Genomic DNA, 15,200 nt, shown 5'->3' on the forward strand with positions numbered 1-15,200 from the left:
ACCATAGACATCAGGTCGGCGGGGGCGCGAGTAGAATCCGTCGCATGACCGACACCCTCGCCGCCGTGCGTCCGATCGAGAAGCGACTGGCCGCCGCGCGTGATGCGGCCGTGCGGCTCGCCACCGTCACGACGGCGCAGAAGGATGCGGCGCTCGAGGCGATCGCGCTCGCCCTCGTCGAGCGTGCGGACGAGATCCTGCCCGCCAACGAACTCGACCTCGCGAACGGACGCGAGAACGGGCTCTCCTCGGGACTGCAGGACCGCCTCCGGCTCGACCGCGCCCGCCTCGACCAGCTCGCCGCGGCGGTGCGCGAGGTCATCGCCCTTCCCGACCCGGTCGGCGAGGTCGTGCGCGGCTCCGCACTGCCCAACGGCCTGCGCATCGCCCAGACGAGGGTGCCGTTCGGCGTGGTGGGGGCCATCTACGAGGCGCGGCCCAACGTCACCATCGACATCGCGGCTCTCGCCCTCAAGAGCGGCAACGCGGTCGTGCTGCGCGGCGGCAGCGCCGCGGAGAACACCAACAGGGTGCTCGTGGAACTGCTCGCCGACGCCCTCGAGCGCACCGGTCTCCCCGGCGACGCCGTGCAGACCGTCGACCCGTTCGGCCGTGACGGTGCCCGGCGGCTCATGACCGCGCGCGGGTTCGTCGACGTGCTCATCCCGCGCGGGAGCGCCGAACTCATCCGCACCGTCGTCGAGGAGTCCACGGTGCCGGTGATCGAGACCGGTGCGGGCGTCGTGCACCTCGTGCTCGACGAGAGCGCGGACGAGGCCATGGCGATCGAGGTCGCGGTCAACTCGAAGGTGCAGCGCCCGAGCGTCTGCAACGCCCTCGAGACGCTCCTCGTCGACGCGCGCGCCGCGGAGCGCCTGCTGCCGCCCGTGCTGAGCGCCCTGCGCGAGGCCGGCGTCACCATCCATGCCGACGAGCGGGCGCGCGCGATCTTCCCCGACGCCGTGCCCGTCACCCCCGAGGACTGGGGCACCGAGCACATGAGCCTCGACCTCTCCGTCGGCGTCGTCGACGACCTCGACTCGGCCATCGGGCACATCCGCCGCTACTCGACCAAGCACACCGAGGCGATCGTCACCAACGACCTCGCGCGAGCCGAGCGGTTCCTCGCCGAGGTGGACGCCGCCGTCGTGATGGTCAACGCGTCCACCCGCTTCACCGACGGGGGCCAGTTCGGATTCGGCGCGGAGGTCGGCATCTCGACGCAGAAGCTCCACGCCCGCGGCCCCATGGGACTCCCCGAGCTCACGAGCACCAAGTGGGTGGTGCGCGGAACCGGTCAGATCCGCGGGTAGACTCGACGGCGACAGAAGGAGACCCATGTCGCGACTCGCTTTCCTCGCCGCCGAAGCCCACGAGGAGCTCGCCCCGCTGATCGCCCCGCCCGGCGTCATCGCGGGCATCGTCGCCGTGTTGCTGCTCACCTTCGCCATCGTCACGTACAGCTATCGCGACGTGGCCAACCGGCACTCCTCGTCGTCTCGCGGCGCGTCGCAGAGCCAGGACTCGGCCCACTAAGCGCCGATGACGGATGTCGCGACGCGACGCCCGCGCGTGGGCGTCATGGGCGGCACCTTCGATCCGATCCACCACGGCCACCTCGTGGCCGCGAGCGAGGTCGCGCAGCACCACGACCTCGACGAGGTCATCTTCGTGCCGACGGGCGAACCGTGGATGAAGCGCACGGTCACCGACGCTGAGCACCGTTATCTGATGACCGTCGTGGCGACCGCATCCAACCCGCGGTTCACCGTGAGTCGCGTGGACCTCGAGCGCTCCGGGCCGACCTACACGATCGACACGCTGCGCGACATCCGCACGCAGCGACCCGATGCCGAGCTGTTCTTCATCTCGGGTGCCGACGCCATCGCCCAGATCCTCGAGTGGAAGGACGTCGACGAGCTCTGGGATCTGGCCCGATTCGTCGCCGTCTCCCGTCCGGGACACGCCCTCAGCATTAGCGGATTGCCGGAGCGGAGCGTAAGCTCGCTCGAGGTACCCGCGCTGGCGATCTCGTCCACGGACTGCCGCGACCGGGTCAGCCGGGGGCTCCCGGTCTGGTATTTGGTTCCCGATGGTGTTGTCCAGTACATCTCCAAGCACCACCTGTATCGGAGTCAGACATGACGACATCCCACGAGCAGCCGCTGTCGCGTCGCGCTGCCCGAGAGCGGGAGCGCGCGCGTCTGCGAGGCGAGCTCCCCACGGAGCGGCCGACCGAGTCGACGCCTGAACCGTTGGAGTACGCCACCCGCGGAGCGGAAGGCGCTCCGGTGCTCGACGCGCCGCGGGCCGACGAGCAGCCCGCCGGATCGGCGTCGGCCGAGCAGGATCGCCCGGTTTTGCGCGACTACTCGCCCGAGGGTCGCCGTTCCACGCCGCTGACCCCCTCGAGCTTCGCGCCGCCCGCCGCTCCCGCGACGCCCGCCGTCGCGACATCCGACGACTCCGCCCCCCAGGTCTCCGACGCCCCGGAGCCGCCGCGCACCGGCCGCGCCTCGGACGTCGCCGTCCCCACGGGCGAGCGCACCATGACGCGTCGCGAGCTGCGCCTGCTGCGTGCGCGTCGCGAGGCGGAATCCGGCGGCACCGAACCCTCGACGCACACCGACGCGATCGACTTCCTGTTGAAGTCCGGTCCCATCGAGCTGCCGTACCTGCTGCCGACGCGCCCCGATGCGGACGCGGAGGCGGCCGAAGGTGCCGCCGAGCCCGAGGCCGCCCGAGCGGATGCCCCCGAGGCCGAGGCCTCCGCATCCGACAGTGCTGACACCGATGCGGCGGAACCCGAGGCGATCGACGCACAAGCGGCGGACGAGCCCCGCGACGAAGCGTCGACGACCGACGAGACCGCGGTCGTCACCGACGCGGTGGTGGAGGAGCCTCCGGCGCTCGTCGAACCCGCTCCGCTCGCCCCCGCGTTCATCGAGCCTCCCGCGGCCGACGACGCGCCCGCGCAGGCGTCCTCCGACGCCGCGTGGGCCGCGCTGCTCGGTCGCGCGCAGGCGCAGGCCGAGGCCGGACGCCCGCTCGACACCCCGCTCGACGCGATCGTGCCGGAGGTGCAGCCGACAGCCGACGCCGACGAAACACCCGCGGAGGCGCCGGTGAACGGCACCGGCGGCGACACCCCGCGTCCGGCGGAACACTGGTCGCAGCAGGCCACCGACGACTCCCGTGCGGCATTCGAGGGCGGATCGACCGGGAGTTTCGCCCCGAGCGCCCTCGTGATGCCGAACGCACCGCACACGGGGGAGTTCAGCTACTCGTTGAGCACGGGCGAGATCCTCGTCACCGGCTCGATCGACCTGCCCCGCAGCCTCGGCTCGACCGGCGCCCACTCCGACCGGATCGACGATTCGAGCATCGACCACGTGCTCGATCCTCGCGATCAGGAACTCACCTCGACGGACTCCGCCCCGGTACGGGCGGTGCGCGCGGTGAGCAGCCACACCTCGACCCGAGGCATGATCGCCACCCCGCCGAAGAAGGCGCGCAGCACCAAGTACCTGACGGCCCTCGTCATCGCGACCTCCGTGATGGCCGTCGTGGCGGTCACCCTGTTGATCGTCGCCGCCGTGACCGGCAACCTCTGACATCCCGAAGGACCCTGTGACCGCATCCGACAACGCCCGTCGTCTCGTTCAGGTGGCCGCCGTCGCCGCCGACTCCAAGCAGGCGACCGACCTCGTCGCACTCGACGTCTCCGGCCCGCTCCCGCTGACCGACGCGTTCCTGCTCGCCACCGGCCGCAACGAGCGCAACGTGCTCGCCATCGTCGACGAGGTGGAGGAGAAGCTCGCCGAGATCGGCGTGAAGCCGTTGCGCCGCGAGGGCCGCTCGGAGGGGCGGTGGGCCCTCATCGACTTCGGCGACATCGTCGTGCACGTCTTCCATGAGGAGGACCGCATGTACTACGGGCTCGAGCGCCTCTGGCGCGACTGCCCCGTGCTGCCGATCGAACTGCCGACACCCGCATCCGAGTGATCTCAGCGCCGTCGAAGGCGGCCGTGCTTCACTGATCGAGGAGGTACCCGACATGAAGTGTCCGAACGACGGAGCGACCCTGGTCATGAGCGACCGCAGCGGGGTCGAGATCGACTACTGCCCCGAGTGCCGCGGTGTCTGGCTCGACCGCGGCGAGCTCGACAAGATCATCGATCGGGCGGGGCCCACCCCGACGTCCGCGCCCGTCGCTCCCGCTGCGCCGGCGTACCAGCAGCCCCCGGCTCCGCAGTACGCCGAACCGCGCTACGAGACGCCGCGCTACGACCCGCGTTACGGCCAGTCGCACGACCCGTACCGCCGCAAGAAGAAGGACAACTGGCTCTCCGAGCTGTTCGACTGAGCCCGCGGCCCGCTCGATTGGGTCGTCCGCCGTCCTTGGTGTAATCTGGGGTGGTTGTCTTCGGACGGCGAAGAGGGTCTGTGGCGCAGCTGGTAGCGCACCTGCATGGCATGCAGGGGGTCAGGGGTTCGAGTCCCCTCAGATCCACCAGAACCCCCGCGTGAGCGGGGGTTTTCGTGTATCCGGTCGCGTATCCGCGCCGAAGGGTCTTCTTCCCATCCTGGGTGGGGCCCGCAAGCGCGCCGCCAGCATCCCGGGGGTTCGCGAACCTGGGAACGCTCCGGCCGAGTGCCTGCTTACGGTGACCGCGACGGTGACCGGATCGAGGCCGCTGTGAGCGGAAGTGAACGGCGATGACGATCGAGACGAACCCGGCCCAGGCGCAGACAGGCAAGCGCGGGCGGGGCAACAGCGAATTCACCGAGCTCGCGCAACTGGTGCAGGAGGCCGGTCTCATGCGCCGGCGGTACGGGTACTACTGGACCAAGCTCCTGGCGGTGCCGATCGTGTTCGCGATCGCGGTCACCGTCTTCATCCTCATCGGGGACTCCTGGTGGCAGATGTTCACCGCGGCCGCATTCGGTGTGATCTTCACGCAGATCGCGTTCCTCGGGCACGACGCGGCCCATCGGCAGATCTTCCGCTCCGGCAAGTGGAACGACTGGGTCAGTCTCATCCTCGCCGACCTGTTCGTCGGTCTCAGCTACGGCTGGTGGCGTCACAAGCACACCCGGCACCACGCGAATCCGAACAAGGAGGGCGCCGACCCGGACATCGACCTGCCCGTCATCACGTTCACACCCGAGCAGGCCGCACGACGCCGGAATCCGGTGGCCCGCTGGTTGATGTCGCACCAGGGCCTGTTCTTCTTCCCGATCCTGCCGCTCGAGGGCCTCTCGCTCCACGCGTCGAGCGTGCGTCGCGTCGCCGCGAAGGAACCCGTGGAGCGGCGTTGGGTGGAGGTGGCGTTCCTCGCGATCCGCCTCGTCGGATTCACCGGGCTGGTGTTCTGGGTGCTGTCGCCGGGGGTCGCGCTCGCGTTCCTCGGCGTGCAGCTCGCGGTGTTCGGCTTCTACATGGGCGCGTCGTTCGCCCCGAACCACAAGGGCATGCCTCTCGTGCCGAAGACCTCGCGACTCGACTTCCTGCACCGCCAGGTGCTCACCAGCCGGAACATCCGGGGGAACCGTTTCATCGACACCGCGATGGGCGGGCTCAACTACCAGATCGAGCACCACCTGTTCCCGTCGATGCCCCGCCCGAACCTCCGTCGCGCCGCCCGGATCGTCGCGGAATACTGCCGTCGACACGAGGTGCCGTACACGCAGACCGGGCTGTTCCACTCGTACGCGATCGTCTTGCGGCACATCAACCGCGTCGGGCTGGGCGACCGGGATCCGTTCGACTGCCCGCTCGTCGCCAGTCGTCGGGCGATCTGAGCGCGTTCGGCACCGGCACACCCGGTCCTGTGCCACCCTCGGAGGATGACGGGCACGGATGACGGAGTTCGCGAGGGACGGCGACGAGATCCGGTGGAGCACGTGCTCGCGCTCCTCGTCGCCGTCCCCCTCGTCATCTGCCTGAGCGGGCCTCCCGTGCTGCAGGGCTCGCACGCGCGACAGGCCTGCGAGCAGCTCGACCCCGACCGCCCGGCCGAGGCGGTCGCCACGGTCCGGTGGCAGGTCGACCCGTTCCCGCACTGGGTCTGTCACATCGACGAGCAGGAGCCCGCCGATCTCGGCTGGTGGGTACGGTGACCCGCTCGGTCACCCCTCCTTCATGACCGTCGCGGCGAAGTTGCGCACGTTCTCGCGCAGGGTCTCGATGCGCGCACGCCGGGCGGCCTCCACGTCGAAGCCGACGTAGGCCACCGGTGGCCGCTTGCGCACATTGGCCGAGCACTCGAACTGCGCGCAGACGAGGGTGCCGACGGTGTTGCCGTTGCGCCCGGCCTGGCCGGCGCGTTTCGCGCTGAAGAAGAGCACCTCGTTCGGCAGGTGCACGTCTTCGCACCACGCGCATTGCGGGCGCGTGCGCGCGGCACCGTCGGAGCGGCGGAGCATGATGCCCACCGGTCCGTCATCGAGGTCGACGACGACGTAACCGAGCTGCGGCGACTTGCGGTCGCGCCAGCCCAGGTAGTCGAGGTCGTCCCATCTGAGGTCGTCAAATCCGTCGGGGAGTGTGAGCGCGTTCCGCTCACGGAGACTTGCGTTGACGAAGCAGGAACGGAGCTGCTTCTCGGTGATCGATCGCATGGCTGTACCTCGGGGTCGTGTCCCGCATCGTGCGGGACGACTGCGTAAAAGGGTCCGCGGCGACGGAAGTCGCGGGCGGTCACGGGGAGGTGCGCGCGCAGGCGCGCACGGGATTCACGCGGGGGAGAGGATCAGCTATCTCGCGCCGGCGAGGGAGACGCCGACGACCTCCAGACGCCCGACGGGCATGGCGGATGAGCGATTCACGCTCGGTAGTGTACGCGCGTCCCGTTCGGTCGGGGACCCGCGTCGCCTCACCACACCCGGATGGACGGGTCGGTCGCTCGTCGCCTAGAGGAGCGAGAGCCCGCCGTCGCTCGTGATGACGCGTCCGGTGATCCAGCGGGCGTCGTCGGTGGCGAGCCACCCGATCAGGCGGGCGACGTCGTCGGGCGTGCCGAACCGCCCGAGCGGCGTGCCGGCGACCCACGCGCGGATGTCGTCGACCGGTCGGTCCGCCGTCTCCGGGTCGAGGTATCCGGTGTTCACGGGGCCCGGATTGACCGTCGTGAGCAGCATGCCCCGGTCCAGCAGCGCCCGGGCGACCGTCGCGGTGACGCCGGCGAGCGCCGCCTTGCTCGTCGCGTAGGCGACCTCGCCGGGCATCGGGCCGTCCTGCTGCCCCGAGGTCATCCAGACGACCCGGCCGAGCCGGTTCTCGTCCACCGGCGTGTCGGCGGCGGCGTAGGTCTCCGCGAACCGTCGGGTGAGCAACAGGGTGGCACGGGTGTTCACCGCCCAGTGCCCGTCGAGGAGCTCCGGTGTCATCTCCAGAAGCGTGCCGTCGCTGCCGCTCCTGGCCTGGTTGCAGACGAGCACGTCGAGCCCGCCGAGCGCGTTCCGCGCCTCGTCGACCAGTCGGGACGGCACGGCGGCGTCGGCCAGATCGCCGGAGAGGTCGGCGAATCGGGCGCCCGGGTGCAGGGCTGCTCGGATGCCCGCCCGCACCGCGTCCAGGTCGTCGGCGCCCCACGGTTGGTCTGCGTCATGGGCGGAGTGGTGATGGATGGCGACGTTCGCCCCGAGCTCCGCGAGCCGGCGCGCGACCGCGAAGCCGATTCCGCGACGCCGCGACGCTCCCGTGACGAGCGCGGCGCGACCGGCGAGCGGTGCGCCGGTCACAGCACCCGACGCAAGTAGTCGTTCGAGAAGACACCCTCCGGGTCGAAGCGCGCGACGAGACGGTCGAAGTCGTCGATCCGCGGATACAGCGTGCGCACGCGGGAGCTGTCCATCGCGAAGAGCTTGCCCCAGTGCGGTCGCGCGGCGTACGGCTCGAGGGCGGCCTCGATGCGGGGGAGCAGCGGAAGCACGTGCTCCGGCTCCTTCTTCCACGTGAAGTGGATGCCCACCGCATCCGTCTCGAACGCACCGCTCAACCACAGCGAGTCGGCGGCCATCGTGCGGATCTCGGTGACCAGCAGGTGGGGCGTGATGTGCTCGCCGAGGGCACGGACGGCCCGGATCGCCTCGACCGCGTGCCGGCGGGGCACGAGGTACTCGGTCTGCAGCTCTTCGCCGTTGCTCGGCGTGAAGCCCATGCGGAAGTGCGGGAGCCGGTCGTTCCACGGGCCGGGCACGCCGCCCTGACGCGTGGCGTTCGTGGCCGGCATCTCGCGCAGCGGGTGCCGGTCCACGGGAGCACGCTCCGCTCCGGCGAGCGTCTCGGGCGCATCCGGCGTCGTGCTCTTGAGCCACACCTGACCGATCGAGTCCCCGGCCCAGTTCGTGAACAGGCTCACGCTGTACGCGCTCGAGGTGATGGCGTCGAAGTCCTCGAGCACCCGGTCCCACGGAAGATCCGAGTAGACGTCTTGCCGCACCTCGAAGGTCGGCTGGATGTCGAGAGTGAGGCGGGTGACGATGCCGAGCGCGCCGAGCGCGACGACCATGCCGTCGAACTCCGCATCGCCCCGGCGGGCGTGCACGAGCTCGCCCTCCGCGGTCAGGAGCTCCAGCCCCGCGACCGCCGAGGAGAGGGTACCGTTGCGGTCCCCGGAACCGTGCGTGCCGGTCGCCACGGCACCCGCGACGGAGATGTGCGGCAGCGACGCCATGTTGTGCAGCGCCCACCCGGCACCCTGCAGCACCTCGGCGAGATCCCCGTACCGCATCCCGGCGCCGAAGGTGACGGTGCGCGCCCCCTCGTCGATGCGCACGTCGGGGTCGACCCGGTCGAGCACCACGAGTTCGTGCTCGCTGTCGGCCAGGTCGTTGAACGAGTGGCGCGAGCCGAGGGCTCGGATGCGTCGGGCACCGACGACGAGGTCGCGGAGCTCCCCGAGGTCGGCCGGGTGGTGGATCGAGGTGGCGCGGTACTCGAGGTTGCCCGCCCAGTTGCGTTCGGCCATCTGTGAACTCTAACCGTCCGCACATCGCGCCTCCTTAGACTGACCGCATGTCGGCCACCCGGGAACGATCCGTTCCGGCCCGCGGTCGCCGAGCGCCGCGCCCCGAGTCGCGCTACCCGACCCGCGAGATCGGCGGCGCGACGTACTTCACGAGCCGCGACGTGTACGGCGACCTCGTGCTCGTCGTCAAGCGGTTCCCCGGACCGCCGACGGCGGCGGCGGAGAGTCCGCGACCGTTCGTGCTCGTCCACGGCATCGGTGTCTCCAGCCGCTACTTCCAGCCGCTCGCCGCCCGCCTCGCCCGGTTGGGACCGGTGTGGGTCGTCGACCTGCCGGGCTACGGAGCGAGCCCCAAGCCGCCGCGGCACGTGACCCTTGAGGACCACGCGGAGGTGCTCGCGCGATTCCTCCAGCGTGCCGGCATCCGGAACCCCGTCGTCGTGGGCCATTCGATGGGATCCCAGGTCGTCTCGGTCGCGGCACACCGTCATCCGGAACTCGTCGACCGCCTCGTCATGCTCGGCCCGACCACCGACGACCGGCGCCGCTCCGTGCCGCAGCAGTCGTGGAGCCTCTTCATCGAGATGCTCAAGGCGCCGTGGAGCGCCAAGTGGGTCGTCGGTTCGGACTACCTGTTCCGCTGCGGCATCCCGTACTACATCCGGCAGTTGCCGAACCTCATCGACGACCGCCCGGAGGACCGGATGCCGCAGCTGCCGATGCCGGTGCTCGTCGTGCGTGGCGACGGCGATCCCATCTGCCCTCCGCGCTGGACGCGCCACCTCGCCGACCTCGCGCCCCAAGGACGCCACGCCGAGGTGCGGGGCCCGCACGTGATCATGTTCACGGACCCGGGTCGCACGGCCGAACTGCTGCTGGAACACGCCCGATGAGGATGCCGGTGCCGGTGATCGAGTGGGCGAGCGACTGGGTGTACGCGACTCGGGCGACGCTGCGGCACCTGGGCGGACGCTGGCCGGAGGCCGAATACACGCGCGGCAGCGGTCGTGCGGTGCTGCTCATCCCCGGCGTCTACGAAACCTGGCAGTTCATGCGCCCGATCGCCGACCGGCTCGTCGAGCTCGGGCACCCGGTGCACGCCCTCGACGCGCTCGGCTACAACCGGCGCAGCATCCGCGACTCCGCGTCCCTGGGTCAGGCCTATCTGCGCAAACGCGACCTGACCGACGTCGTGATCGTCGCCCACAGCAAGGGCGGCTTGATTGGCAAGCACATGATGGCGGTCAACGACCGCGAGCGCCGCGTCGCGAAGATGGTGACCGTGAACACGCCGTTCTCCGGGTCCCCGCTCGCCCGCATCGCCGTGGGCCGCACGCTGCGCGAGTTCCGGCCCGCAGGCGAGACGGTGCGCCTGCTGTCGAAAGAGCTCGAGGTCAACTCGCGCATCACCTCGATCTCGAGCAAACAGGATCCGTTCGTGCCACCGGACACGTCGCTCACCGGCGGGGAGAACCTGCGGGTGCCGATCGTCGGCCATTTCCGGCCACTCGGGAATCCCGAGGTCATCCGAGAGGTTGTCTCGCGCGTATGAGTGAGACGCCGTCGACAGCAACCGGAACGACCCGCCAGCAGCGACTCGTGTTGGCGATCGCCATCCTGGCGTCGTTCGCGTCGTTCCTCGACGGCACCCTCGTCAACGTCGCGCTGCCCGCGATCGCCGACGACCTCGGCGGCGGTCTCACGGTGCAGCAGTGGGTCGTCGACGCCTACCTCATCACGCTCGGCTCGCTCATCCTCGTCGCGGGCTCGGTCTCGGACGTGCTCGGCCGGCTCACCGTTCTGCGCATCGGCCTCGTCGGTTTCGGGGTGACGAGCGTCATGATCGCCGCGGCACCGACCCCGGAGTTCCTCGCCGTCTCCCGGGCGCTCCAGGGGGTCGCCGGGGCGCTGCTCGTGCCGAGCTCGCTCGCGCTCATCACCTCGAACTTCCGCGATGCCGCGCAGGCGAAGGCGATCGGCGCGTGGACGGCGTGGACGAGCGCCGCGATCCTCGGTGGACCGGTCGTCGGCGGGCTCTTCATCGACTATCTCTCGTGGCGGTGGGCCTTCCTGATCAACGTGCTGCCCGTCGCCCTCACCCTTCTGCTCATGGCGCGGCTCACCCAGCGCGACGAGCGGCGCGCCGGCGTGAGCATCGACTACGCGGGCGCCGTACTGGCCACCCTCGGACTCGCCGGGACCGTCTTCGCCCTCATCGAGCAGGGGAACCTCGGCTGGGCGCACCCGGCGATCTGGCTGCCGTTCACGCTCGGCGTGCTGCTGTTCGCGGGCTTCCTCGTGCGTCAGCGCCGCGCCGCGGAGCCGCTCATGCCGCTCAACCTCTTCACCGTGCGGAACTTCGGCTGGGGCAATCTCGCGACGTTCTTCATCTATGCCGCGCTGTCGCTCTCCGGATTCGTCATCACCGTGTTCCTGCAGCAGACGGCAGGCTACGGGGCGACGGCCGCCGGCCTCGTGATGATCCCGTCGACGATCATCATGATCGTGCTCTCGTCGTACTTCGGGAAACTGAGCGGCAGATACGGACCGCGGATCTTCATGACCTTCGGGCCGCTGCTCGCCGCGGCGGGATTCGCCCTCATGCTCGGGGCGGGGGAACGCGTCGACTACTGGACGCAACTGCTGCCCGGCGTGCTCGCCTTCGGACTCGGGCTCACGGCGACGGTCGCGCCGCTCACCTCCGCGATCCTCGGGGCGATCGAGACCGAGCGCTCGGGCATCGCATCGGCGGTGAACAACGCCGTCGCCCGCGTCGCCGGGCTCATCGCCATCGCCTTCCTCGGCGTCATCGTGGGCGAGCGGCTCGACGTCGAGGGTTTCCAGCGCGGACTCTGGACGGCGATCGCCTTGATGGTGATCGGCGGCGTGGTGTCGTGGCTCGGCATCCGGACCCCGCGGGCGCCGGATGACGCCGTACCGTCAGGAGAGCAGGCTCGCGCCGCCGAAGGCCAGTGAGATCACGATCACGACGGCGGCGACCATGACGAGCCGGAAGAGCACCCGGCCGGTGTCCCCCCGCGCCAACCGCGCGATCCCGGCGACCGCGAGAGCCAGGACGATCCCGAAGCCGACGACGGCCGGCACACGCGGCGGCGGATCCCCGAAGGCGACGAGCGCAGCCGCGCCGAGCAGGGCGAGCCAGAGCAGCAGTCCGGCCGCACCGAGCGGCAACCGGTGCACGAATCCCCGCACCCCGGTGCGGGCGTCATCGTCGCGATCGGGCAGCACGTTCGCCACGTGGGCCGCCGCGCCCAGCAGCGCGCCCGCCGCGCACGCCCACCACGCGGGCAACGCCGGCTCCGACGCCGACAGCGTCACGATCGCGGGCAGCGTCCCGAACGCGATCAGGTAGGGCAGCATCGAGAACGCGGTCGACTTGACGCCGAGGTTGTAGGCCCACGCCGCCGCCAGGAAGAGCGCGTGCGCGAGCGTCGCGGGAAGGCCGAGAGGCGAGGTGAACAGAAGCGCGAGCGCGAGCGTCGCGAAGGCGGCGGCACGCACCGCGCCGACACCGACCGCGCCGCTCGCGACCGGCTTGTCGGTGCGGCCCACCGCCCTGTCGCGGTCGGCGTCGAGCCAGTCGTTCGAGAGACCCACCGAGAGCTGATTGAGCCCGACCGCGAGCGTCACGAGCACCGTGCGCCACACCTCGAGCCCGGCACCGACCGCGAGCAGTAGCGTGACGACGGTGACCGCGACGGCCGGACCCGGATGGGTGGACCGGGCGAGCGCGGACACTCGGGAGGGCATCCCGTCATGCTATCCGCGCGCATCCGCGGAACCCGTGAGGGGCGGGTGAGCAACGGCTCAGTTGTCTCGGCCGCCGACGATCTCCTCGCGCACCCGCCGCAGGTCTTCGAGCAAGGAGCCGATGAGGATCCAGTGCTCGGGGTGGGGTGTCGCGACCGCGAGCGGAGCCGTCAACGCGGGGAGTTCCGCCGTCACCGTGGGCGGTTCGCCGTCGGGGTCGCGATCGAGCAGGCGCAGGTCGTGCGCGGCACGTTCGAGCTCCGTGGCGATCGCCTGCACCGTCGCCTCGCGATGGAGGGTCGGATCGCGGTGGTCGCGCAGGGCGCGCGCCATGCCGATGACCCGGGTCACGAGCGCCGACAGGCGGGCGAGCAGTTCGGCGTCGTTCTCGAGCACGCGGCGGTGGCGGGAGCGCCGCGGATTGAACGCGAGACTCTCCTCGCCGGCCGCGACCGCGTCGGCGGCGGCGTCGCGAAGAGGACGCAGGCTCCGCGCGCGTTCGAGCACCCGCTCCGCGGTCGGCGCGTCGACGGGCATCCGGAGCGCCGCGGACAACGCGTCGAGGGCATCCGCGGTCTCACGCAGCAGGCGGGAGATCGCGAGGTGCGCGGGGCGCAGCAGCACCGGGGGCACGATGAGCGCGTTCAGGATGAGCGCCACACCCGCGCCGATGATCGTCTCGATGATGCGGTCGAGCGCGTAGGCCGGCGTCTGGTCGCCGATCGCGAGCACGAGCATCGCGCTGATCGGGATCTGGTTCGTCGAGCCCGGACCCAGCCGCAGCGCCCAGGCGATGAGCAGCGACACCACGATGACGGACAGGACGATCCAGCTCGCGTTGCCGAGGAACTGCCCCACGAGGTACGCGAGCACGACCCCGCCGATGACCCCCACCGAGCGCTCGAGCCCCTTCGTGAGGGACTGCGTCACGCTCGGTTGCACGACGAGCAGGGCCGCGATCGCGGCGAAGATCGGCAGCGGCTGGTCGAGCGCGATCACCGAGACGAGCCAGGCGACGATCGCCGCGGCGGACGTCTTGAGCACCTGCAACAACGGTGCCCGCTTCGCGGTGCGCAACGACGGGACGGCCCTCACGCACCCAGGCTAGTTGCGCCCGCGGCCGGCCGGGTGCGACCGGTCAGTCCTCGGACCGCGCGAGCCGCGCGGGTGCCCCGAGCGCACGGCCCAATGCATCCACGGATGCCGCGAGGGCGCGGGACGCCGGCTGCCGGGCTCCGGGCAGCGGCTCCACTTCGATCGTGAATCCGGCGCGCGTCTCGCGGCGTCGCCACAGCGCGACCACCCGGCCGTCGCGCACGACGGTGGCCCGGAACATCCCGTTACGCCCGGGCACGACGGCGTCGGCGTGCGCCGGGTCGAGCGCGGCGGAACGATCGGCGTAGCCGAGCAGGTATTCGTCGAAACCGGGCAGGAGGAGCACCGGGGGAGCCGGATCCACGACGTCCAGCACGTCCGGAGCGATGAGGTACTCGGTGTCGTCGATCGCCAGCCGGGTGAGGGTGTCGCCGGCGACGGCGATTCCCCGGCGCACGTCCGTGAGCGGAAGCCCGCTCCAGTGGGCGAGGTCGCGTTCGGTGGCGGGACCGTGCCCGCGGAAGTACCGCCGGGCGAGTTCGCCGAGCGCGTCGTCGCGCTCGAGGCGGCGCGGATCGGGCACCGCGTGCTCGAACGCGCGGAACGACTGCTGCTTCCCGCTCGGCGCTGCCACGACGAGCCGTTGGCGCAGCGCCAGCCAGACCAGGATGTTGTAGCCGCGTTGGCCGGCCGGGTCGATGCCCGCCCGTTCGAGCGCGGCGAACAACTCGGGGCGGGTGCGGGCACCGCCGGCGAGTTCGGCGAGGATCACCCGTTCCGCGGCGGCGAGCACGGCGTCGTCCAGGCCGCGTTGCGCGTGGATCGTCGCGGACGCGCGCACCTCACGGTCGCCGGTGAGGTCGAGCATCCAGGCGACATCGTCGGGACTCAGCAGGTGCAGTGTGCCGCGGAGGGGCCACGACCGGATGAGCCGTCCGCTCTCGAGTGCCGCGCTCACGGCCGCGGTGCTGGAACCGGGGGCGCGTAGCGCCGCCGAGAGCAGCACTCCGCCGTGGTCCTGACCCTGCAGCGCGAGGAGGTGGCGCACCGCGTCCACCGGGTCGGACGCGGAGGTGGGATGCAGCAACTGGGCGCGCAGGCGCCACCGCGTGATCCGCCGGAGGTCGTCGACGCGACTGCTCATCCGCCCAGTATCGCGGCCTCCGCCGACACCGGCCACGACGCGTCGAGATCGCCACGACGCTCGCACGCCGCTAAGGCGGGTCAGGCGAGACGAGCGTCGCAGCGACGTGACGGCCATCTCGGCACGACGGGGATCCGTCGATCCGATCTGGTCACGGCGCGCTGGCCGTGAGCAAGGGGCGCCGCGGGTGCGGCGGGCGGACGGTGCCGGTGCTG

The 15,200-nt window shown here is 71.1% G+C and carries 17 protein-coding genes and 1 tRNA gene; 12 read left to right on the forward strand and 6 right to left on the reverse strand.

Translation table 11 applies throughout. The features are described 5' to 3' along the window. The first annotated feature begins 44 nt into the window (after positions 1 to 44). The 9 genes from CLV46_RS07625 (at position 45) to CLV46_RS07665 (ending at position 6,123) form a co-directional block, all read left to right on the forward strand. On the forward strand, positions 45 to 1,313 hold the full coding sequence (locus tag CLV46_RS07625; RefSeq protein WP_100364218.1) for a glutamate-5-semialdehyde dehydrogenase: 1,269 nt from the start codon (positions 45 to 47) through the stop codon (positions 1,311 to 1,313). Between the two features lie 25 nt (positions 1,314 to 1,338). After that, positions 1,339 to 1,536, forward strand: coding sequence for a hypothetical protein (locus CLV46_RS07630; protein WP_100364219.1), 198 nt, complete (start codon positions 1,339 to 1,341; stop codon positions 1,534 to 1,536). 6 nt (positions 1,537 to 1,542) lie between these two features. Further along, positions 1,543 to 2,145, forward strand: coding sequence for a nicotinate-nucleotide adenylyltransferase (gene nadD / locus CLV46_RS07635; RefSeq protein ID WP_100364220.1), 603 nt, complete (start codon positions 1,543 to 1,545; stop codon positions 2,143 to 2,145). Next, positions 2,142 to 3,614 (forward strand): hypothetical protein, encoded by a 1,473-nt coding sequence (locus tag CLV46_RS07640; protein WP_157802264.1) that lies wholly within the window; start codon positions 2,142 to 2,144, stop codon positions 3,612 to 3,614. The genes nadD and CLV46_RS07640 overlap by 4 nt, the downstream gene beginning before the upstream one ends. Before the next feature lie 16 nt (positions 3,615 to 3,630). Beyond that, complete coding sequence (gene rsfS, locus CLV46_RS07645) at positions 3,631 to 4,005, forward strand: ribosome silencing factor (RefSeq protein ID WP_100364222.1); 375 nt, start codon at positions 3,631 to 3,633, stop codon at positions 4,003 to 4,005. Positions 4,006 to 4,057: 52 nt separating this feature from the next. Next, positions 4,058 to 4,366 (forward strand): TFIIB-type zinc ribbon-containing protein, encoded by a 309-nt coding sequence (locus CLV46_RS07650; RefSeq protein ID WP_100364223.1) that lies wholly within the window; start codon positions 4,058 to 4,060, stop codon positions 4,364 to 4,366. Between the two features lie 74 nt (positions 4,367 to 4,440). Next, positions 4,441 to 4,516: transfer RNA gene (locus CLV46_RS07655), tRNA-Ala, on the forward strand. 203 nt (positions 4,517 to 4,719) lie between these two features. Continuing rightward, entirely contained in the window at positions 4,720 to 5,805 is a 1,086-nt protein-coding gene (locus CLV46_RS07660) for a fatty acid desaturase family protein (RefSeq protein ID WP_100364224.1), read from the forward strand. A 93-nt stretch (positions 5,806 to 5,898) separates the two neighbouring features. Beyond that, positions 5,899 to 6,123, forward strand: coding sequence for a hypothetical protein (locus CLV46_RS07665; protein WP_100364225.1), 225 nt, complete (start codon positions 5,899 to 5,901; stop codon positions 6,121 to 6,123). Between the two features lie 9 nt (positions 6,124 to 6,132). Here CLV46_RS07665 and CLV46_RS07670 read toward each other — a convergent pair whose 3' ends face one another. The 3 genes from CLV46_RS07670 to CLV46_RS07680 form a co-directional block, all read right to left on the reverse strand. Continuing rightward, positions 6,133 to 6,624 (reverse strand): FBP domain-containing protein, encoded by a 492-nt coding sequence (locus CLV46_RS07670; protein WP_100364226.1) that lies wholly within the window; start codon positions 6,622 to 6,624, stop codon positions 6,133 to 6,135. A 291-nt stretch (positions 6,625 to 6,915) separates the two neighbouring features. Then, on the reverse strand, positions 6,916 to 7,746 hold the full coding sequence (locus CLV46_RS07675; RefSeq protein ID WP_100364227.1) for an SDR family oxidoreductase: 831 nt from the start codon (positions 7,744 to 7,746) through the stop codon (positions 6,916 to 6,918). Next, positions 7,743 to 8,975: a D-arabinono-1,4-lactone oxidase gene (locus CLV46_RS07680; RefSeq protein WP_100364228.1), complete on the reverse strand. Its 1,233-nt coding sequence runs from the start codon at positions 8,973 to 8,975 to the stop codon at positions 7,743 to 7,745. The genes CLV46_RS07675 and CLV46_RS07680 overlap by 4 nt, the downstream gene beginning before the upstream one ends. A 47-nt stretch (positions 8,976 to 9,022) precedes the next feature. Between CLV46_RS07680 and CLV46_RS07685 the strand changes: the two genes are divergently transcribed. From CLV46_RS07685 to CLV46_RS07695, 3 genes are read left to right on the forward strand one after another with little or no spacing between them, the layout of a single operon-like run. Further along, complete coding sequence (locus tag CLV46_RS07685; protein ID WP_100364229.1) at positions 9,023 to 9,868, forward strand: alpha/beta fold hydrolase; 846 nt, start codon at positions 9,023 to 9,025, stop codon at positions 9,866 to 9,868. 8 nt (positions 9,869 to 9,876) lie between these two features. Beyond that, complete coding sequence (locus CLV46_RS07690; RefSeq protein WP_157802265.1) at positions 9,877 to 10,527, forward strand: esterase/lipase family protein; 651 nt, start codon at positions 9,877 to 9,879, stop codon at positions 10,525 to 10,527. Continuing rightward, positions 10,524 to 11,951: an MFS transporter gene (locus CLV46_RS07695; protein WP_100364231.1), complete on the forward strand. Its 1,428-nt coding sequence runs from the start codon at positions 10,524 to 10,526 to the stop codon at positions 11,949 to 11,951. The genes CLV46_RS07690 and CLV46_RS07695 overlap by 4 nt, the downstream gene beginning before the upstream one ends. On the opposite strand, the gene CLV46_RS07700 is transcribed toward CLV46_RS07695, so the two are convergent. From CLV46_RS07700 to CLV46_RS07710, 3 genes are read right to left on the reverse strand one after another with little or no spacing between them, the layout of a single operon-like run. Continuing rightward, on the reverse strand, positions 11,916 to 12,746 hold the full coding sequence (locus CLV46_RS07700; RefSeq protein WP_100364232.1) for a UbiA family prenyltransferase: 831 nt from the start codon (positions 12,744 to 12,746) through the stop codon (positions 11,916 to 11,918). The two genes, CLV46_RS07695 and CLV46_RS07700, sit on opposite strands and share 36 nt — an antisense overlap. 57 nt (positions 12,747 to 12,803) lie before the next feature. Continuing rightward, positions 12,804 to 13,841 carry an FUSC family protein gene (locus tag CLV46_RS07705; RefSeq protein WP_100364233.1) on the reverse strand — a complete coding sequence of 346 codons (1,038 nt, stop codon included), beginning with the start codon at positions 13,839 to 13,841 and terminating at the stop codon, positions 12,804 to 12,806. A 43-nt stretch (positions 13,842 to 13,884) separates the two neighbouring features. Continuing rightward, the gene (locus CLV46_RS07710) at positions 13,885 to 14,985 is read right to left on the reverse strand and encodes a winged helix DNA-binding domain-containing protein (RefSeq protein ID WP_157802266.1); all 1,101 of its coding nucleotides are present in this window, start codon (positions 14,983 to 14,985) and stop codon (positions 13,885 to 13,887) included. Between the last annotated feature and the right edge of the window lie 215 nt (positions 14,986 to 15,200).

Source organism: Diaminobutyricimonas aerilata, assembly GCF_002797715.1.
GTDB classification, from domain to species: domain Bacteria; phylum Actinomycetota; class Actinomycetes; order Actinomycetales; family Microbacteriaceae; genus Diaminobutyricimonas; species Diaminobutyricimonas aerilata.